We start from the raw sequence: 20024 nt of genomic DNA, 5'->3' as shown, positions 1-20024 counted from the left end.
CCTTACGTTTAAAGGACCCGTCATGAACATTCAGCAATCCAATATCACCAGCAAGGCCCCCGTCATTACCGAGATGCAGGTAGTGCCCGTGGCGGGCCATGACGACATGCTGCTCAACCTGAGCGGCGCACATGGCCCCTACTTCACCCGCAACGTGATCATTCTCAAGGACAACGCAGGGCATGTCGGTGTGGGCGAAGTGCCTGGCGGCGAGCTGATTCGCCAGACGCTGGAAGACGCGCGATCGCTGGTCGTCGGCAGCAGCATTGGCACTTACCAGAAGATTCTTAACGAGGCACGCAAGGCGTTTGCCGATCGGGACTCCGGTGGCCGTGGCTTGCAGACGTTCGACTTGCGCATTGCCATTCATGCGGTCACCGCGCTGGAAGCGGCGCTCCTCGACCTGCTCGGCCAGCATCTGGAAGTACCGGTTGCGGCGCTGCTGGGCGAAGGTCAGCAGCGCGATCAGGTCGAAATGCTCGGTTACCTGTTTTATGTTGGCGACCAGCGCAAGACCGATCTGGCCTACCGCAGCGAACCGGAGGCCGACAACGACTGGTTCCGTATCCGCCATGAAGAAGCACTGACGCCGGAGGCTGTGGTGCGCCTGGCCGAAGCCGCGCATCAGCGTTACGGCTTTCAGGACTTCAAGCTCAAGGGCGGCGTGCTGAGCGGCGACCAGGAAATCGAAGCAGTGACGGCGCTCGCCGAACGCTTCCCCGACGCGCGCATTACGCTGGACCCCAATGGTGCCTGGTCGCTCAAGGAAGCGATCCGCCTGTGCCGCGATCAGCATCATGTGCTGGCCTACGCCGAAGATCCGTGCGGCGCAGAAAACGGTTATTCCGGTCGCGAAGTGATGGCCGAATTCCGCCGCGCTACCGGACTCAAGACAGCCACCAACATGATCGCCACCGACTGGCGGGAAATGGGTCACGCCATACAGTTACAGTCAGTGGACATTCCACTGGCCGACCCGCACTTCTGGACCATGCAGGGCTCGGTACGGGTGGCGCAGATGTGCAACGAGTGGGGCCTGACCTGGGGCTCGCACTCCAACAACCATTTTGATATTTCCCTGGCGATGTTCACCCACGTGGCCGCTGCAGCGCCGGGCACTATCACCGCGATCGATACACACTGGATCTGGCAGGACGGTCAGCGTCTGACCAAGGCGCCGCTGCAAATCGTCGGTGGCAAGGTCGAGGTTCCGAAGAAACCGGGGCTCGGTGTCGAGCTGGACATGGACCAGTTGGCCAAGGCTCACGAACTCTATAAAGGCATGGGCCTGGGCGCGCGTAACGACGCCGTGGCCATGCAGTTTCTGATCCCGGACTGGAAATTCAACAACAAGCAGCCTTGTCTGGTGCGTTGAATCGGTCTGACATTCGCCGTTGACTCGCCGCCTGTTCAACCTCTGGCTGGCACACGGCGCGCAACCCCCTTGCGCGCCGTTTTTTTTAATCGAATTTGGCTTGCCGAAGCGGCATGCTACTGTCTGGTAATGTCCAGTAACGATTAGACCGCATGCGCCATCTCGCCCGCACCCGCCCTCGCCTCACCCTTGCCGCTCTGGTCGGCCTGACCGCAGGCATCGCTTGGTCCTGGCTCATCCCTGACTCGACACTGACCCAGAGCCTGCTGACTGGCTGGGACACGGGGGTTTGGCTTTATCTGATCATGATTTTCATCCGCACGCTGCGCAGCGACGCTGACGATGTGCGGCGGGTCGCGATGAGAGAAGACGAAAACGCGGGGGTCATTCTGGTGACGGTCTGCGTTGCGGCGCTGGCCAGCCTGGCCGCAATCATTTTTGAAATCGCCAACAGCAAAGGCCTTTCCAACGACGCCAAGATGCTTCACCACGCGTTCACCGGCCTGACGGTCATAGGATCATGGCTGATGATCGGCGTGATCTTCAGCCTGCATTACGCACGCATGTTCTACACCTGGAAAGGCAAAGAGCCCGCACTGGCATTTGTAGGCGGTGAAAAGAACCCCGATTACTGGGACTTTCTGTACTTTTCGTTCACCCTCAGCGTCGCAGTGCAAACCTCCGATGTGGGCGTAGCGACGCGTGAAATGCGCAAGGTCGTGCTCGGCCAGTCGTTGATCTGCTTTGTGTTCAACACCGCGATTCTGGGTTTTTCGATCAACATCGCCGCCAGCCTGTTCAATTAGCGTTTGCCTTGAAAAACAATCCCATCAAGAGGCCTTCAGACAATGACCCCATTGAAAATAGCGGTACTCGATGACTGGCAAAACGTCGCCAGCACTGTAGTGGACTGGTCCGTGCTCGGCTCAATGGGCGAGATCAGTTTTCTGCATGACTACCCTGCCGATACATCGACCATGGCGCAGCGCCTGCGAGACTTCGACATCATTTGCGTGATGCGCGAGCGAACCCTGTTCGATGCGACATTGCTCAGCCAGCTGCCGGCGCTGAAACTGCTGGTCACCGGCGGCATGCGCAATGCGGCGATTGATACCGCTGCGGCCAAGCGTCAGGGCATTGTCGTGTGTGGAACAGAAAGCTATAAGCATGCGGCACCGGAGCTGACCTGGGCGCTGATCATGGGCATCACCCGCAACCTGGTGGCCGAGGCCAACTCGTTGCGTGCCGGCAACTGGCAGGCAGGACTGGGCAGCGACCTGCATGGCAAAACCCTGGGCATTCTCGGCCTGGGCAGTATCGGTAAGTGGATTGCCCGCTACGGGCAGGCATTCGGCATGAAGGTCATTGCCTGGAGCCAGAACCTGACGCCAGAGGCTGCTGCCGAGTCCGGCGTCACCTATGTCAGCAAACAGCAACTGTTCGAACAGGCCGATGTGCTGTCGGTACACCTGGTGCTCAGCGATCGCAGCCGTGGCCTGGTGGACGCAGAAGCACTGAACTGGATGAAGCCCGGCGCTTATCTGATCAACTCGTCACGCGGCCCGATCATCGATCAGGCCGCGCTGATCGAAACACTGCAGCAGCGCAGAATCGCCGGCGCAGCGCTGGACGTCTTCGACATCGAACCGCTGCCGGCCGACCACCCGTTCCGTACCCTGGACAACGTGCTGGCGACCCCGCATATCGGGTACGTCACCGAGAACAACTACCGGACTTTCTACGGGCAGATGATCGAAGACATCCAGGCGTGGCATGCGGGGTCGCCCATTCGGGTGTTTGGCTGACGAGCCCTGCAACATCAGGCTGTAACCTATGGATGCCACGCTGCTCCTGGGCGTTGCGTATCAGCCGCTTTAAAGCCTGATCACGGGCCGCGATGTCGGCCTTCGCTTCCAGGCCAGTAAACGACCAGCGCTTCGGACAGAAAAAGGCCATAACCGAATTAACCGGCCAGACTTTTGCTGCACGGAAAATGAGTTCTATACGAACCTGCTCGTCCAGTGGACAATGTGCGAGATACCGTTGCACCCTGAGCCCGAGCATCAATAAACAACAGAAACATGGAAACAGTCGCACAATCGTTCAATCAAGTTTCCGACGTGTTTATATGGACACTGTCATTTTAGAAGTTATCGCCTGCCTCGAGCTTCATTCTGCTGCTTCACCAGGCGCAGTCACTTTTCGCATAGACCACAGAGACATCCGATGAATATCCGCCCAGTCGGGCCACATGACAGCCTCATGGCAGCTAACGAAAAATCTGTCATGGCAGACAGGACCCCACAGCCGGCGAGCGCTGGCACGACGGCTGCAACTTCGGATACGCAGACGAAACTTGATACCTACACCCCCTCCGACAGGCGCTCCGCTGAAGCAGCGGAAACGTCGCCGGTCTATACCAAGGCCATGCTTAATGACGCGGCCCCTGTCAAAGACAACACGACCTCTGCCGAGCCAGATACAAAAATCAAAGACAAAGACAAGGTTTCCGCTTCAGACCCCGTCAAAACCCCCGAGCCCGTCTTGCGCGGGGGAGCCAACGTCAATCCTGATGATATCGCCACACCTGCCGCTGCCACGAAGATGATTCAGGACCTGAAAGCGATTGGAGGCGGAACCTTGCGCTTTCAGATGACGCACGATCAGATCAAGGACAGCAGGCAGTTGGATAAGCTCAGAGCATTGCTCAGTGAAGGGGGCAAACAGGGTGTAAAAGTTCAGTTCACGTTCCGCGACGATGCGAACCAGGGTAGCGGAAACGTGCTGACAGGGGACAAATTGAAGGAGGCCGCGGCCGACATCAGTACCATTGTCAAAAGGTTTGGCAGTCGTACAGGCTTTGTACTGGATACCTTCCATCAGGGCGGTAAAAGCGCAAGTCAGGAATGGGCTGACATGCAGACCACATTAATTAAATCCGCGCGCGATGCCGGTTATAGAGGAAGTATTGTTGTCGAGGACAGCAATTGGGGGGGTGGCCTGACCGCAGGTCCGCAAAGCGGCCTGGTCAAGTTTGCCGTTCAATTAAAGGCTGCCAATGGCGACGACAACCCAGCCCTGATTGGAAGCTTTCATGTGTATGCCAGAGAAAGCGAAGCCTCTTCGCGACTCGCCAGCCAGATCAAGGCATTGAAAGAGGCTGGCTATAAATTCCAGATTGGCGAAGTGGGTAATGCCAACCTGACAGCAAACAATACCTTCCAGCAAAAGGACGCCGCCACCAACGCCTTGCGGGATAATATGAGCGCTCTCAAAGCAGCCGGAGCGGATATTTTGCCCGGCAAGGAACAGTTCCAAGGGGGCAAACTTCGCCATCGTGCCGGTTTTTCAACGGCCGATCAGTACTGATGATGCACGGCCGCGTGTGCGCAAGGGCCGGTGCCCATGACACACGCTGCTGAACCTGCCCTTGAAAGGGTCAGGCTTTCTCCATCAGAACCCGATACCGGCACACGGCATCACAACGTATAGGCAATCCCCACCTGCACTGTCCGTGGAGCCCCCGGATAGGCATAGACATTGCCGAAAGAGCCTTCCTCATAGTCTGTGTCGAACACATTCTTCAGGTCCAGATTGAGCTTCACGTGCGGGTTGACCTTGTAATAGGCCAGCAGGTCAAACACCGTATAGCTGTCCATCGAGAAAGAGGTGTTGGCTGTCCGCCCGGCGCGCTGGTCGACATAGCGACCGCCGCCGCCCAGGCCCAGACCACGCAGGGCGCCGTCCTGAAACTCGTAGACGTTGAGCAGGCTGAACGTTTGCTCGGGAATGTTCATCAACCGTGTACCGGAGCGTAGCGTGTTGTCCTTGGTGACCTCGGCGTCCACGTAGGCGTAGCTGCCCATTACCCGCCATTGCGGCGTCAGGTTGCCGACCACGTTCAGGTCCAGGCCGCGACTGCGCACCTCGCCCGCCGCCACACTGAACGTTGAATCGAGCGGATCGGTGGTCAGCACGTTACGCTTTTCGATCTGATAGATCGCCGTGTCGACACTCAGTTGCCCGTCCAGCGCTTCCCACTTGGTTCCGACTTCATAGGACTTGCCCTCCTCCGGCTTGAACCCGCCACCCAGTCGGCTGGCACCGCTGTTGGGCTTGAACGAGCGAGCGGTGGTGGCGTAGACGGCAAGGTCGTCGGTCAGGTCGTAGCTCAGGCCGAGGCGCGGTGTGACCGCGTTATCGCTGGCAGTCCAGCTGCTGGTGCCGGGCAGGAAAGAATCGTAATCGTGTTCGAAACGCTCCAGACGCACACCGCCCAGCAGCTTCAGGCGCTCGGTCAGGGCCACCTGATCCTGCACGAAGGCAGCCCAGGTCTTGAGGTTCTCCTTGTCGTGGGTTGTCGTTCGGGTCAGTGCCGGACGAGCCTGGCCGTAGACCGGATTGAAGAGGTCGATCGGGTAGGCACTGACTGCACCGCTGGAGCGTTGAATGATCGACTTGTAGTCATAATCTTCGTACTCGACACCGGTCAGCAGCGTGTGCTCGAAACCGCCCGCCGAAAAATGCCCGGTCAGATTCAGCTGCACATCGCGATCGGTCCATTCCAGCTTGCGATAGTTGAAGTTGCGCCCGAGGGTGCGACCGTCCGTCGCCAGCCCGTTGGCCTCGATGGCATCGCCTTGCAGGGAACCATCAAGGATCTGCACGCCACCGCCCAGCGTCCAGTCCGGGTTGAGGTCATGCTCGAAGCGCAGCTGTGCCATGTTGTTATCGTTATGCAGCTTGCCCACACTCTTCTCGCCGAAGAACGTGTCGCGGGAAGCGGTGCCCGTCTGGTTGGCATAACGCGTCAAGCCACGATCCAGCGGCGCGTTATTGCGCATGAAGTCACCTTCGAAGGTGATGCGCGTGGCGTCGTTGACCTGCCAGCTCAATACCGGCGCCACACCATAGCGCTCGGTTTCGACGTGGTCACGGAACGTATCGCCGCCCTCACCCACCACATTCAGGCGATAGGCAAAACGGCCTTCATCATCCAGTGGCCCGGAGGCATCCAGCGTCCCGCGCTTCATACCCTGATCATTGAGCTGACTGCCCAAGGTAACGGAAGGCTCGGCCAACGGCTGTTTGGAAACCACATTGAAGGTGCCGCCCGGATCGCCGCGACCGTAGAGCGTGGTGGCCGGACCACGCAGCACCTCAAGGCGCTCGATGGTGTTGGCGTCCGGCATGTTCGGATAACCACGATTGATCGGGAAGCCGTTGCGATAGAACTCGCCGGTGGTGAAGCCGCGCACCGTAAAGGTGGTCAGCCCCTGGCCGCCGAAGTTGTTGGCTCGCCCGACGCCACCCGCGTAGTCGAGAGCATCCTGCAAACGTGTGGAACCGATGTCCTCAACCGCCTCGCGGGTCACGACGCTGACCGATTGCGGGGTCTCGTGCAACGAGGTATCAGTACGCGTGGCGCTGGCAGACCGCGTGGCCCGATAACCATCGACCGGCCCTTGTGCCGTTTCGGCATTGGCGGCGCCCTGAATATCGATATTCTGCAACTCCATGGCAGGCTGGACGCCAGCCACCTGATCCGCCCAGGCCGCTTGAGAGATAGCCTGGATAACGCAAAGTGAAACGAGAGTACGACGCATCGACATGCAGCCCTTGGCAAGAAACCAGACCTCTTGGGACCTGGCAGGATTTTTTGCGAATAGTACAGATTCGTATTAACACCTGATACAAATTCCCAAAAATACTCTTGCTCGGTCACGGTATGACGCTTAGCCAATGTGGCGATAAACAGGCAAACTGCGCTCATTGCTCCTTACCAGAGAACCCACGATGCCCCTTTCCCACAAGCCTGCCGATCCTCGATGCGCCTTGCTGGTGATCGACATGCAGTACGACTTCATGCCCGGCGGGCAACTGGCGGTGACTGAAGGTGATGCGCTGCTGCCGTTGATCAATCGCCTGGGTGCGCGCTTTTCCCATGTGGTCATCACTCAGGACTGGCACCCTGCCGGGCACATTTCCTTTGCTTCCAGCCATGCGCAGCGCCTGCCGTTCGAGAGCATTACCCTGCCCTACGGCCCGCAGACGCTGTGGCCGGATCATTGCGTACAAGGCAGTCACGGTGCGCAGTTGCATGCCGACCTCGACCTGCCGCACGCGCAACTGGTCCTGCGCAAGGGCTGCAATGCGCACATCGACAGTTACTCGGCATTTCTGGAGGCAGACCGCACGACCGGCACAGGGCTGGCCGGGTATCTGACAGAGCGCGGCATCGACACGCTGTTCGTGGTCGGTCTGGCGCTGGACTTCTGTGTCGCCTGGTCGGCGCAGGATGCACGCAGTGCGGGTTTCAATACTTTTGTGGTCGAAGACGCCTGTCGCGCCATCGACATGAACGGCTCGCTGGAGCACGCTTGGAGGACCATGCTGGGCATGGGTATCGAACGCGTGCAGAGCGCTGATCTGCTGGGCTAGACCGACACATTCTGCCAACCGACTCAAACATTTCTCGATACGCCCCGCCGCTGGCGAACGACAGCGCGCGGCGCCTGTCTGAACCATCGGCCCGACATTGCCCCGGTCGGTCCATTTCATCACTGGCGCTGAGGACGTTGTATGGATCACGAAGTAGATGGCAAGACCCCCGGCCTGTCAGCCGAGGAAGAGCGCGAGATCGATGAGAACCAGCCGCCCCGCGCGGCGGTGTTGCACGAAACCATTCGCATGCAGGGCGACCACGAACTGGAGCGCAGCGTAGCCGCGCTGTGGTGGTCGGCACTGGCTGCAGGGCTGACCATGGGCCTGTCGCTGATGGCCATGGGGTTGTTGAACTCGCGCCTCGAAGGCATCCCCGGCAGTCATGTGATCAGCAGCCTCGGCTATTCTGCAGGGTTTCTGGCGGTCATCCTGGCGCGCCAGCAACTGTTCACGGAAAACACCATCACGGCTGTGCTACCCGTCATGAGCAAGCTGAACCTTGCCAACATCGGGCGGCTGCTGCGTTTGTGGGGTGTGGTTCTGACCGGCAACCTGGTCGGTACGCTGACGGTGGCCTATGTCATGCTCAATCTGCCGATTTTCGACACCAGCACAGACAAGGCGTTTCTGGAAATTGGCCACAAGGTCATGGAAAACGACATGGCCCAGATGTTTTCCAAGGGCATCGTCTCGGGCTGGATGATTGCGACCATGGTCTGGATGATCGCGTCGATGGAGAACGCCAAGATAGCGATCATTGTGCTTATCACTTACCTGATGGCGCTTGGCGACTTCACGCACATCGTGGTGGGTTCGGCCGAAGTATCCTATCTTGTATTCGCGGGTGAACTGGGCTGGAAGGATTTCTGGTTTGCCTTCGCAGGCCCCACGCTGGCAGGCAACATCATCGGTGGCAGTTTTATTTTCGCTTTGATCAGCCATGCGCAGATCCGCAGTGAAAAAGACACCACAGAGAAAATGGAGCGCGATCGCAAAAACAAGGAAGAAAAACTTCGCCTGGAGAAGGCGCAGAAGCTCAAGGAAGCGGATTTCACGGCAAAGCGAGAAATATGATCCCTATCATTAAACTTTCTTTCAGGAAACGCGGCGGATTTTAAAGGCAGAATGACTCTTTGAACGCATCTATTCAGGCAGGGACCATGACCCGAATTCTGGCAATCGAAGATGATGCCATCACTGCAAAGGAAATCGTGACCGAACTCAGCAGCCACGGGCTGGAAGTGGACTGGGTCGACAATGGCCGTGACGGTCTGGCGCGTGCAGTGAGTGGTGATTATGACCTTATTACCCTGGACCGCATGTTGCCGGAGATGGATGGTCTGACCATCGTCACCCACTTGCGCGCCCAAGGCATTTCCACGCCGATCCTGATGATCAGCGCCCTCTCCGACGTGGACGAGCGCGTTCGCGGTCTGCGTGCCGGAGGGGACGACTATCTGCCAAAGCCCTTCGCGTCGGATGAGATGGCTGCGCGCGTCGAGGTGCTGTTGCGGCGCAGCAACCCGGTCAGTGCCGCCAAGACGGTATTGCAGGTTGCCGACCTGGAACTGAACCTGATTACCCGGGAAGCGTGTCGCGGCGGCGAGCCGCTGATCCTGCTGCCCACCGAATTCAAGCTGCTTGAGTTTCTGATGCGCAACAGCGGACAGATCATCACGCGAATGATGATTTTTCAGGAAGTCTGGGGCTACCACTTCGATCCGGGCACCAACCTGATCGACGTACACATCGGCCGTCTGCGCAAGAAGATCGACCAACCCGGCACCGCACAGCTCATTCAGACCGTGCGAGGATCCGGCTATGTCATTGCCGAACCCGTCTGACGGCTGGCGATCATCAACGAGTCGATTACTGGCGCTGTACAGCTCGCTGTTCGTAGCCTGGAGCGTGATTCTGCTTGGCGTCCTGTACTGGGAGGTTACGTCCTATCTGGACACCCTTGCCCGCCAGTCACTTACCCATCGCCAGCAACTGTTTTCGCGCTTCGAGGGGCAAGGACTGGTGGACGCTCTGGCCACCAGCATGACCTTCGATACCCGGTCCGTGGATGCCTACGGTCTGTTCGACGAGAACTTCCGGCCGGTTGCCGGGCCTATCAACAGCGTCCCGAAAAACCTGCCGATAGACGGCCAGATTCATGTGCTGAACGATTGCATCGAGTCGGACGATCCAGGCATGCCGCAAGGCAGTTGCGATGCGATCGTCAACCGCACCTCGGACGGCCGCTGGCTGGTGCTGGTTCGCGAGAACGGCTCGCTGTTTGCGGTGAGCACGCTGATCCTGCATGCCTTGCTGTGGGGCATCTCGCTGACCATTATTCCCGGTGTTGCCGGCTGGCACTTGCTGCGCCGTCGACCGTTGCGGCGTATCCGTGCGATCCAGGCCAGCGCCGAATCGATCATCGCCGGCGACATGGCCGGCCGTCTGCCGGTCTCCAACAGGCGCGATGAGCTAGACATGCTGGCGGTGATCGTCAACGCCATGCTGGACCGCATCGAAAAGCTCATGAACGAGGTCAAGGGCGTCTGCGACAACATCGCCCATGACCTGCGCACACCGCTGACGCGCTTACGTGCGCAGCTTTACCGTATTCAACAGCAGTCAGCCCACGATTCGACCCATGCCACGCAGATTGCCCAGGTCATCAGCGAAGCTGACACGCTGATGGCACGCTTTCGTGGACTGCTGCGCATCTCCGAGCTGGAAGACCGCCAGCGGCGCTCGGCATTCGTTGAACTGGAACTGCGCCCATTGCTGCAGGAGCTGCACGACTTCCACCTGCCGCTGGCTGAAGAAGACCAGATCACCCTGATACTTGACCTGCACGAAACGTTACCCACCCTAGTGGGCGACCGCGCCCTGCTGTTCGAGGCACTGACCAACCTGCTGGGCAACGCAATCAAGTTCACCCCTACCGGTGGAGTCGTCAAAGTCAGCGCCTACCCTGCCCCAGGCGGTACCACACCGTGCATCGAGGTAGAGGATTCCGGCCCTGGCATCCCCGTCGCCGAGCGCGCCGCTGTCTTCCAGCGCTTTTATCGCAGTGAGGCCGGAACCGAGCAAAGCGGCTTCGGCCTCGGTCTCTCGGTAGTGGCGGCAATCGTCAATCTGCACGGTTTTACGCTGCAGATAGGCACCAGCGAATACGGCGGCGCAAGTTTGCTGCTGGAATGCCGCACAGTGAATACGCTGGCCTGATATTCAGGCACTTTTCAAGCTCACGATTGCACGATCGCGCCTGCTTTTTGACGAGATTAACGCGTCTGGCCCAAGGGTTTCAGCGACTTAGATATTAATCTGGCGCGTTCTGCCAAGCATAAAGTTGTAACTAGATGTTACAAAATCATACCCTGCTTGACCGTTTCAGCCTGCGCAAGTTCCTCTCAATAAATACGCTTTTACGGCTGGATACGGCGTTTTTCCCCGATTAAATCCTTCTCTTTCGCAAAACATGATGGCCAAACGCCAAGGTGAAACGTGAGCGACTAGACATTTTTATGACGTCAGTGACTTGTCGCAATGCTGGCACTGCGTTATCTATGTCCGGGCAGACACAGTTCCTGCGGTAACGTTTCCGCTGCACCCAGAATAATAACTCACCGGATTTCGCCACTTACCAGGCGAGGCTTTGGCATGGCTGCCAAAGCAGAGAACGCTGCACTAATTGCTGGATAAAATTTTAGCTGGGAGGCTGTTATGGGCGCACAATCGAAGATTCTAACGATCGGTAAGTACAAGGTTTACGCCGAGACTTACTGGAAAGGCAGCGACGCCAAGACCATTCTGCTGGTCAACGGTGCACTGTCGACCACTGGCTCTTTCGGGCAGACGGTCAAGTACTTGCAACCGCACTACAACCTGGTGCTGTTCGATCTGCCGTTTTCGGGACAATCCCGAGCGCATAACCCGGACGACATGATTGTCAGCAAGGAAGATGAAGTAAACATTCTCCTCCAACTGATTGATCTCTATCAGGTAAACCACCTGCTGTCGGTCTCCTGGGGCGGTGTATCGGCCCTGCTGGCCCTCTCTGCATGCCCTCCATCCGTAGAAAAAGCCATCATCAGCTCGTTCTCGCCGGTGCTCAACGAGGCCATGCTCGACTATATCGACAACGCCCAGGTCTACCTCGCCGCGCGAGAAAAACGCAAGATCGGCTCACTGCTCAACGACACCGTGGGCAAGTACCTGCCGCGCCTGTTCAAACTCTATAACTACAAGCACCTGATCAGTCTTGCCGAGCACGAATATCGCCAGATCGACTTTCACATCAGCCAGATTCGCCAACTAAGCGCCAGTAATTACGTCGAGCGTTTTTCCTCGATCAACATTCCGGTGCTGTTCATCAACGGTGAAAAAGATGAATACACCACCGTTGAAGATGCCCGCATGTTTTCCAACTATATTGCCAAAAGCAGTTTCAACGTAGTTCCGGACACCGGGCACTTTCTGGACCTGGAAAGCAAGGCGGCGTGGCACCACTCGCAAAGAAACGTACTGACATTTTTGGGCACTGAAGCTAACCAGGAGGTTTGGCCCAGCGTCACCGCGATGGCCTGAAGCTCGCTCGCCTGGCCCGGGAAGCCCTTGCGCTTTTCCGGTCTGACGCTGTGACTCATGGATGATGTTGGCTTCTTTGATCGGGCAGTGCTATTCGTTGATGACTTTTCCCTTTGCAACGCTCCGGCGTTCGTGCTGCCGTGTTTCCGGAAATATCCGGCCGTTGCACTCTCTGTACACTCAGCCCGGCGTGGTACTGGGTTTCATCTCGCTACTCTCGCTCAGCGCCTGTTCTGCAGGAAAACCCGCAGAAAAGGCGCTGGTGCGAGTCACCGCGCAACCGGTTGCCTTACTGAACGTCGCCAGCAGTGTGACGCTGACGGGCGACATCCAGGCACGCAAGGTGACCGAGCAATCGTTTCGTGTCTCCGGCAAGCTGATCAAGCGCTATGTTGATGTCGGGGATCGAGTGCGGGTCGGGCAAGTTCTGGCCAGACTCGACGCGCGCGAGCAAAAGACCGAGCTGGCGTCAGCCAGTGCCGAAGTCGCCGTACGACAGTCGCGGCTGCACCTCGCCGAACAAAACTACCAGCGTCAGCAAGTGCTGCTGCCCAAGGGTTATACCAACCTCAGCGAATACCAGAGGGCCCGCTCCGGGCTCGACAGTGCGCGGGGGGATCTGGCCGCGCTGCAGGCGCAGCAGGCCAACGCGCGTGATCAGGTCGCTTACACCGAACTGTTCGCGGCAGCCAATGGCGTCGTGACGGCGCGCTATGCCGAAGAAGGTCAGGTGGTTCAGGCCGCCACTGCGATTTTCAGCGTCGCTCATGATGGCGAGCGCGAAGCGGTGTTTTCCGCGTACGAATCACTGCTGCGAGCCGATCAGACCGGTGCTGCAGTGACTGTCAACCCCTTGGGCCAGCCGGAGATTCAGCTGAGCGGCATCATCAGGGAAATCACCCCTATCGTCTCCGCCGCGAACGGCACGTTGCGGGTGCGCGTTGCACTGCAGGGCGCCGCTGCGTCGCTCGCACTGGGCTCCGTGGTCAGCGCTCGCTTGCAGACGCAGTCGCAATCGGCGTTCGCCCTGCCCTGGTCCGCCTTGAGCCGTACACAAGGACAACCGGCAGTCTGGCGGGTGGACGCTCAGGCCAGGGTCAGGCTGACGCCTGTGAAAGTGCTGCGTTATGAACAGGGCCAGGTCATCGTTTCAGAGGGCTTGTCCGAAGGTGATCGGGTGGTTTCCCGAGGGCTGCAGTTTCTCTACCCGGGACAACGGGTAGAGGTCGCAGAGCAAGCACCAGCCGAACAAAGCGTCTCGCTGGCGTCGTCGGGAGCTGCGCGATGAGCACCTCGTGCGTAGAACCACGAACGAGATCCCGCTGCTGGCTGATCTGCATTCTGATCGTGGCACTGCCGGGATGCCGCGACAAACCGCTTCGCGAGGTTGTCGAACGCCCGGTGCTGTTCACCGAAATAGTCGATCAGCACAGCGCCTCTTATGGCCGCTTCGCCGGCGTCATCCAGCCGCAGTATGAAGCGGCATTGGCGTTTCGCGTCGCTGGCCGACTGGCGACCCGGCACGCGGAGATCGGCGATCAAGTGCGCAAGGGCGATCTGCTCGCCACCCTGGAACCCGGCGACCAGCAACACCGTTTGCGTGCCCGCCAGGCGGAACTCGGCAAAGCCCAGTCCGCCTGGCAACAGGCGCGCGACGAGTTGACGCGCTACCAGCAGCTCTATCAACGCGCTATCGGCTCGCGAGCACGAATGGATCAGCTGGACAACGACCTGCGCACTCAGGACGCGCTGCGCAACCAGGCCCGCGTCGCGGTGCAACAAGCGAGTGATCATGTGTCCTACACACGCTTGTCAGCCGAGTTCGATGGTCTGATCACAGGATGGCAAGCCGAAGTCGGCCAGGTCATGGCGACCGGTCAGGCAGTGGTCAGCCTTGCGCGCCCGGACAGCCGTGAAGCGCTCGTCGACTTGCCACTCGGTTCGCTGAATGACCGCCACCGCATCAGAGTGATTTCGCAACTGAACGAACAGCTCTCAGTGGCCGCGAACGTCCGCCAGCTTGCGCCGCAAATCAATGCCGAGACCCGCACTCAGCGCGTCCGCCTGGCCTTGCAGAACCCTGCGGACAGCTTTCGCCTGGGCTCGACCGTCACCGTAGAGATCAGTGGCGACGCGCCGGCGTTTCATGAGCTGCCCGGCAGCGCAGTGCTGCAGCGTGACGGCGCCTCTCAGGTATGGGTGATCGACCCAACGACATCGACACTGGTCCCGCGCGCGGTGCAGGTACTGGCGCGTTCGGGCTCGACGGTAAGGGTCAGTGGTGCGCTGCACAAGGGCGAAAAAGTAGTGACTGCCGGCGTCAACGGCATGCAGTCCGGTCAGAAGATCCGTGTGCAGCGAGAGGTCGGTTTGTGAAGGAGCGCTTCAATCTATCGGCCTGGGGGCTCAGGCATCGCACGCTGGTCTGGTACATGATGTTCGTTTCACTGCTGATGGGCAGCTGGTCATTCCTGAATCTGGGGCGTGAGGAAGACCCTTCATTCGCCATCAAGACCATGGTCATTCAGGCACGCTGGCCGGGTGCGACGCTGCCCGACACTCTGCAGCAGGTGACTGATCGTCTGGAGAAGAAGCTCGAAGAAATCGACGCGCTGGATTACGTGAAAAGCTACACGCTGGCGGGCGAATCGACGCTTTTTGTCTTCCTCAAAAGTGAAACCCGAAGCGTTGATATCCCGGCAGCGTGGTATCAGGTACGCAAGAAGATCAGCGATGTGCGCAGCGAACTCCCCAGCGGTATTCAGGGCCCTGCGTTCAATGACGAGTTTGGCGATGTGTTCGGCAGCATCTATGCGTTCACCGCCGATGGCCTGTCTTTCCGCCAACTGCGCGACTATGTCGAGCAAGTGCGCGCCGACATCCGCAGCGTGCCCAACCTGGGCAAGATCGAGTTGCTCGGCGCCCAGCGCGAAGTCATTTATCTGAATTTCTCGATCCGCAAGCTCGCCGCGCTGGGCATCGATCAGCGCCAGGTGCTGCAAAGCCTGCAAGCGCAAAACTCGGTCACGCCTGCCGGGGTGATGGAGGCCGGTCCCGAACGCATTGCGGTGCGGGCCAGCGGGCAGTTCAGCAATGAACAAGACCTCGAGGCTGTCAATCTGCGCGTCGGCGACCGGTTCTTTCGCCTCAGCGATCTGGCGACCATCGAGCGCCGTTATGCAGATCCGCCCTCCTCACTGTTCCGCTTCAATGGCCAGCCAGCCATTGGCCTTGCGGTGGCCATGAAGCAAGGTGGCAACATCCAGGCATTCGGCAACCAGTTGCAGCAGCGCATCGACGATCTGACCACTGAACTGCCGCTGGGCATCGACGTGCACCTGGTCTCAAGCCAGGCCGATGTGGTCGAAAAAGCCATCGGCGGCTTCACCCATGCACTCTTTGAAGCGATCCTGATTGTGCTGGTCGTCAGCTTCATCAGCCTCGGCATCCGTGCCGGTCTGGTGGTGGCCTGTTCGATTCCGCTGGTGCTGGCGCTGGTCTTCGTGTTCATGGAGTACAGCGGCATCACCATGCAACGTATCTCGCTGGGCGCGCTGATCATCGCCCTGGGGCTGTTGGTGGATGACGCGATGATCACCGTCGAGATGATGGTCACTCGCCTTGAAAGCGGCGATTCGTTACCGCAGGCCGCTACCTTCGCTTACACCTCGACCGCGTTCCCGATGCTGACCGGCACATTGGTCACGGTCGCCGGTTTCGTGCCCATCGGCCTGAACTCCAGCTCCGCAGGCGAATACGTGTTCACCATGTTCGCCGTCATTGCCGTAGCGTTGCTGCTGTCCTGGCTGGTGGCGGTACTGTTCGCGCCACTGATTGGCGTGCACATCCTCAAGGCGTCCGCGCAACACGCAGCGCCGGGGCGCTGGATGCGTGGTTTCAGCCGACTGCTGGTCAAGGCGCTCGAACACCGGGGGTGGGTCATCGGCATCACTCTGCTGATGTTCATCGGGTCGCTGTTTGCAGGCAGGTTGCTGCAGAACCAGTTCTTCCCGGACTCCGACCGGCCGGAAATTCTGGTGGATATCTACATGCCGCAAAACGGCTCCATCGAAGGTACCCGCCAAACCATGGACCGCTTTGAAGCAGCGCTCAAAGGGGATGCCGATGTGCTGCGCTGGAGCTCTTACGTGGGCAAGGGCGCGGTGCGTTTTTACCTGCCGCTGGATCAGCAATTGAGCAACCCGTTCTACGGACAACTGGTGATCGTCAGCCAGGGTGGCGAAGCGCGTGACCGGCTGATCGAACGCTTGCGTCAGCGCTTTCGCGACGATTACGTCGGCGTGGGTGGCTACGTTCAGCCGCTGAACATGGGGCCGCCAGTGGGCTGGCCGGTGCAATACCGGGTCAGCGGGCCGGACATCGAACAGGTGCGCAGCCAGGCCATGGCGCTGGCGGCGATTCTCGATGCCAACCCCAATATCGGCCAGGTCATCTATGACTGGAACGAACCGGGCAAGGTGCTGAAGATCGACATCGCGCAGGACAAGGTGCGCCAGTTCGGTCTGTCCTCCGAGGACGTGGCGCAAATCCTCAACAGCCTCGTCAGCGGCACCACCATCACTCAGGTGCGTGACAGCACCTATCTGATCGACCTGGTCGGACGTGCGGACAGCGACGAACGCAGCTCGGTGCAGACCCTTGCCAACCTGCAGATTCCCACACCCGGCGGTGCGAGTGTGCCGCTGCTGGCGTTCGCCACGCTCAGTTACGAGCAGGAACAGCCGCTGGTGTGGCGGCGTGACAGACTGCCGACCATCACCCTGAAAGCCAACGTGCTCGGCACTTTGCAACCAGCAGCGCTGGTCAGGCAATTGAAGCCCGACGTCGATGCGTTCAGCGCCGACCTGCCGTTACGTTACTCGGTCGCCACTGGCGGCGCGGTCGAGGCCAGCGCTCGCTCACAGGGGCCGATCCTGAAGGTCGTGCCGTTGATGCTGCTGTTGGTTGTCAGCTTTTTGATGATCCAGTTGCACAGCGTGAAAAAACTGCTGCTGGTGGTCAGCGTAGTGCCGCTGGGCCTGATCGGCGTGGTCGCGGCCTTGTTGATTTCCGGCTATCCGCTGGGGTTCGTGGCGATTCTGGGCGTGCTGGCGCTGATCGGCATCATCATCCGCAACTCGGTGATTCTGGTCACGCAGATCGATGAATTCATTGCCGCTGGGGAAAGCGCCTGGACATCGGTGGTCAAGGCCACCGAACATCGCTGCCGACCGATTATGCTCACTGCTGCGGCCGCGAGCCTGGGCATGATCCCGATTGCCCGCGAGGTGTTCTGGGGGCCGATGGCCATCGCTATGATCGGCGGCATCGCCATCGCCACCCTGCTGACCCTGTTTTTCCTGCCGGCGCTGTATATGGTCAGCTACCGGATCAAGCCACCAGCTGTTTAGCAGGTCAGATTTCCACCGGCAGGAAATCGAACAGCGCCTGTGGGGCCTCGACCAACATAATGCGCTTGAGCGGGTCCGGGCATTCAAGCGCGCGAAACTGCTCGACCACACCGGTGTAGCTGACCACGTGCTCATGCTGGGTGTGCGGCCAGTCGCTGCCCCATACCAGTCGGCGCGGGCCAAAGCTTTGCAGCAGCAACGGCCATGCGGCGCGAGCAAACGTCGCGTTCTGCTCGACACTGCCGCCCAGACGATAGATCGCCGAAATCTTCATCCACATCTGCCCGCTAAGGCCCAACTCCAGCAAGGCCTGGAACGCCGGATCATCAACACCAAGGCGCGCATCGGGCCGCCCGAAATGGTCAATCACCAGCTTGCAACCGAACGGCAACAACTGCCGAATCAGCCCCGGAAGGTCAGCGACCTCGCGGTGCAGTTCGACATGCCAGCCTAGCGTCCAGATGTGTTTGAACAGCGTCTTCCATTCCGGCGCGGCAAAGTCTGGCAGCGGCCTGCCGATCAGGTTCAGGCGGATGCCGACGATGCCCAGCCGGGCCATATGCTGCAACGCACCGCGACTGATGTCCGTGTCGACCACCGCCACACCGCGCAAGCGGTCCGGAGCCTGCGCCAGGGCATCGAGCAGAAACCGGTTATCGGTGCCCAGAAAACTGGGCTGGATCAAAACACCGTGGCTCAGACCATGTTCGCTGAGGTTGGCCAGATAGGCGTGCACCGTTGCGTCGTAGTCCGGGCTGTAACGCCGTCCTGACGCCAGGCTCAAATCCTTGCTGAAGACATGTGCGTGGGCATCGATGCCCAGTATTGGCGTGGTACAAGAATCAGTCATGGGTTCGTCTATAAAGAGTCAGCGCGGCGCCGCAACACCGCGAATGAAAGGTTTTCAAGCCCGCTGCGCGGCGCCCTTGTCCAGTGGTTCGGCAACGGGCAGCGTAGCCTCGAGGTTGCGTCCACGGGTTTCCGGCAGGCAGAAAGCGGCAATCATTGCCACGCCGTAGGCAATGCCGGCGTCGATTCCGATGGCGCTGCCGAGCGACATTGACTGGCTCATATGCCCCACCAGAAACGGAAACACCGCCGACAGCACGCGCCCGAAGTTGTAGCAGAAGCCCACCCCGGCACCCCGCACCTCTGCCGGGTACAGCTCGTTGAAAAACGAGCCGAGGCTGGCCGGAATGCCTGCGGCGAAGAAGCCCAGCGGAAAGCCGAGAAACAGCATCTGTGTGTTGCTCAACGGCAGCATCAGGTAACACTGAACGGTGACCACGCAGCACAAGGCGAACAGCATAATGTTCTTGCGTCGACCTATGCGGTCGATCAACAGACCGCTGCACACACAACCGCACCAGAACGCAACGATAATGACCGCCAGATAGCCGCCTGAACTGAGCACGGACAGGTTGCGCTCGGTTTTGAGAAAGGTCGGCAACCAGGTCATGACCGCGTGATAACCGCCGTGCGCACCGAGCCCCAGCAAGCCACCGAGCAAGGTAACGCGCAGCAGTTCGGGGCGAAAAATCCCGGCCATCGACTTGAAGAAGTTGACCTTCGGCGCGGCGCTTTTCTGCATGCGCAGGAAGCTCTCCGGTTCTTCGACATTGCGTCGCACCCAGATGATCATCAGGGCGGGCAGCAGGCCGACAAAGAACATGACCCGCCAGGCAATATCCTCCGGTACAAACGAATAAATCAGAGTAAACAGCACCACTGCCAGGCCCCAGCCGACGGCCCACGCACCTTGCACGGTGGCCATGACCTTGCCGCGGTAGCGGGACTGAATCGTCTCGGCCATCAGCACCGCGCCTGCTGCCCACTCACCACCGATGCCAAAGCCCTGCAGCGCCTTGACGATCAGCAACTGGTTGAAACCGGTCACGAACGCAGACAAAAAGGTAAAGAAGGAAAACCACAGAATCATCCACTGCAGCGTGCGCACCCGGCCATAGCGGTCGGACAGCGTCCCGCCCACCCAGCCACCCAACGCGGATGTTACCAGCGTCACCGCGCTGATCAGCCCGGCATCGCCCTTGGTCAGGGCAAACGCAGCAATCAGGGCCGGAATGGCCAGACCGAACATCTGCACTTCCAGAGCGTCCAGCGACCAGCCGCCAAAACAGGCCCAGAAGGTCTTGCGTTCTTTGGGAGTGACGTCGCGATACCAATTGAACATGGCGCTTATCCTTATGGGCGTT

At 59.5% G+C, this 20024-nt stretch carries 15 protein-coding genes; 12 read left to right on the top strand and 3 right to left on the bottom strand.

Annotation, left to right across the window (positions count from 1 at the left end):
• Positions 1-22: 22 nt before the first annotated feature.
• From gudD to JOE29_RS09520, 4 genes are all read left to right on the top strand, one after another.
• Positions 23-1375, top strand: coding sequence for a glucarate dehydratase (gene gudD / locus JOE29_RS09535; protein WP_024665343.1), 1353 nt, complete (start codon positions 23-25; stop codon positions 1373-1375).
• Between the two features lie 152 nt (positions 1376-1527).
• Positions 1528-2181, top strand: coding sequence for a DUF1345 domain-containing protein (locus JOE29_RS09530; RefSeq protein ID WP_074997770.1), 654 nt, complete (start codon positions 1528-1530; stop codon positions 2179-2181).
• Positions 2182-2223: 42 nt separating this feature from the next.
• Positions 2224-3180 carry a D-2-hydroxyacid dehydrogenase family protein gene (locus tag JOE29_RS09525; protein WP_058445177.1) on the top strand — a complete coding sequence of 319 codons (957 nt, stop codon included), beginning with the start codon at positions 2224-2226 and terminating at the stop codon, positions 3178-3180.
• 421 nt (positions 3181-3601) lie between these two features.
• Entirely contained in the window at positions 3602-4744 is a 1143-nt protein-coding gene (locus JOE29_RS09520) for a cellulase family glycosylhydrolase (protein WP_210079425.1), read from the top strand.
• Positions 4745-4854: 110 nt separating this feature from the next.
• On the opposite strand, the gene JOE29_RS09515 is transcribed toward JOE29_RS09520, so the two are convergent.
• Positions 4855-6981 (bottom strand): TonB-dependent siderophore receptor, encoded by a 2127-nt coding sequence (locus JOE29_RS09515; protein WP_181017023.1) that lies wholly within the window; start codon positions 6979-6981, stop codon positions 4855-4857.
• A gap of 190 nt (positions 6982-7171) precedes the next feature.
• Here JOE29_RS09515 and pncA point away from each other — a divergent pair, with 190 nt between their 5' ends.
• The 8 genes from pncA (at position 7172) to JOE29_RS09475 (ending at position 17811) form a co-directional block, all read left to right on the top strand.
• Positions 7172-7816 (top strand): bifunctional nicotinamidase/pyrazinamidase, encoded by a 645-nt coding sequence (gene pncA, locus JOE29_RS09510; protein ID WP_103694761.1) that lies wholly within the window; start codon positions 7172-7174, stop codon positions 7814-7816.
• 141 nt (positions 7817-7957) lie between these two features.
• A complete protein-coding gene (locus tag JOE29_RS09505) occupies positions 7958-8893 on the top strand; it encodes a formate/nitrite transporter family protein (RefSeq protein ID WP_003396430.1) in 936 nt (311 codons plus the stop codon).
• Between the two features lie 86 nt (positions 8894-8979).
• Positions 8980-9663, top strand: a complete 684-nt coding sequence (locus JOE29_RS09500) for a winged helix-turn-helix domain-containing protein (RefSeq protein WP_003343378.1) — start codon at positions 8980-8982, stop codon at positions 9661-9663.
• On the top strand, positions 9641-11038 hold the full coding sequence (locus tag JOE29_RS09495) for a HAMP domain-containing sensor histidine kinase (protein WP_044313385.1): 1398 nt from the start codon (positions 9641-9643) through the stop codon (positions 11036-11038). Before JOE29_RS09500 ends, JOE29_RS09495 begins: the two co-directional genes overlap by 23 nt.
• A gap of 498 nt (positions 11039-11536) precedes the next feature.
• Positions 11537-12400, top strand: a complete 864-nt coding sequence (locus JOE29_RS09490) for an alpha/beta fold hydrolase (protein ID WP_003426198.1) — start codon at positions 11537-11539, stop codon at positions 12398-12400.
• A gap of 64 nt (positions 12401-12464) precedes the next feature.
• Positions 12465-13688: an efflux RND transporter periplasmic adaptor subunit gene (locus tag JOE29_RS09485; protein ID WP_057407119.1), complete on the top strand. Its 1224-nt coding sequence runs from the start codon at positions 12465-12467 to the stop codon at positions 13686-13688.
• On the top strand, positions 13685-14776 hold the full coding sequence (locus JOE29_RS09480; protein ID WP_210079424.1) for an efflux RND transporter periplasmic adaptor subunit: 1092 nt from the start codon (positions 13685-13687) through the stop codon (positions 14774-14776). Before JOE29_RS09485 ends, JOE29_RS09480 begins: the two co-directional genes overlap by 4 nt.
• Positions 14773-17811 carry an efflux RND transporter permease subunit gene (locus JOE29_RS09475; RefSeq protein WP_210079423.1) on the top strand — a complete coding sequence of 1013 codons (3039 nt, stop codon included), beginning with the start codon at positions 14773-14775 and terminating at the stop codon, positions 17809-17811. Before JOE29_RS09480 ends, JOE29_RS09475 begins: the two co-directional genes overlap by 4 nt.
• Positions 17812-17815: 4 nt before the next feature.
• On the opposite strand, the gene JOE29_RS09470 is transcribed toward JOE29_RS09475, so the two are convergent.
• Together JOE29_RS09470 and JOE29_RS09465 are read right to left on the bottom strand one after the other, a co-directional pair.
• Positions 17816-18661 carry an amidohydrolase family protein gene (locus JOE29_RS09470; RefSeq protein WP_004417319.1) on the bottom strand — a complete coding sequence of 282 codons (846 nt, stop codon included), beginning with the start codon at positions 18659-18661 and terminating at the stop codon, positions 17816-17818.
• 54 nt (positions 18662-18715) lie between these two features.
• The gene (locus JOE29_RS09465) at positions 18716-20002 is read right to left on the bottom strand and encodes an MFS transporter (RefSeq protein ID WP_210079422.1); all 1287 of its coding nucleotides are present in this window, start codon (positions 20000-20002) and stop codon (positions 18716-18718) included.
• Positions 20003-20024 lie beyond the last annotated feature (22 nt).

Source organism: Pseudomonas sp. PvP009 (assembly GCF_017832995.1).
GTDB lineage: Bacteria > Pseudomonadota > Gammaproteobacteria > Pseudomonadales > Pseudomonadaceae > Aquipseudomonas > Aquipseudomonas syringae.
Note: the sequence above shows the minus strand (reverse complement) of the source record. Positions and strands in the feature narration are given on the sequence as shown.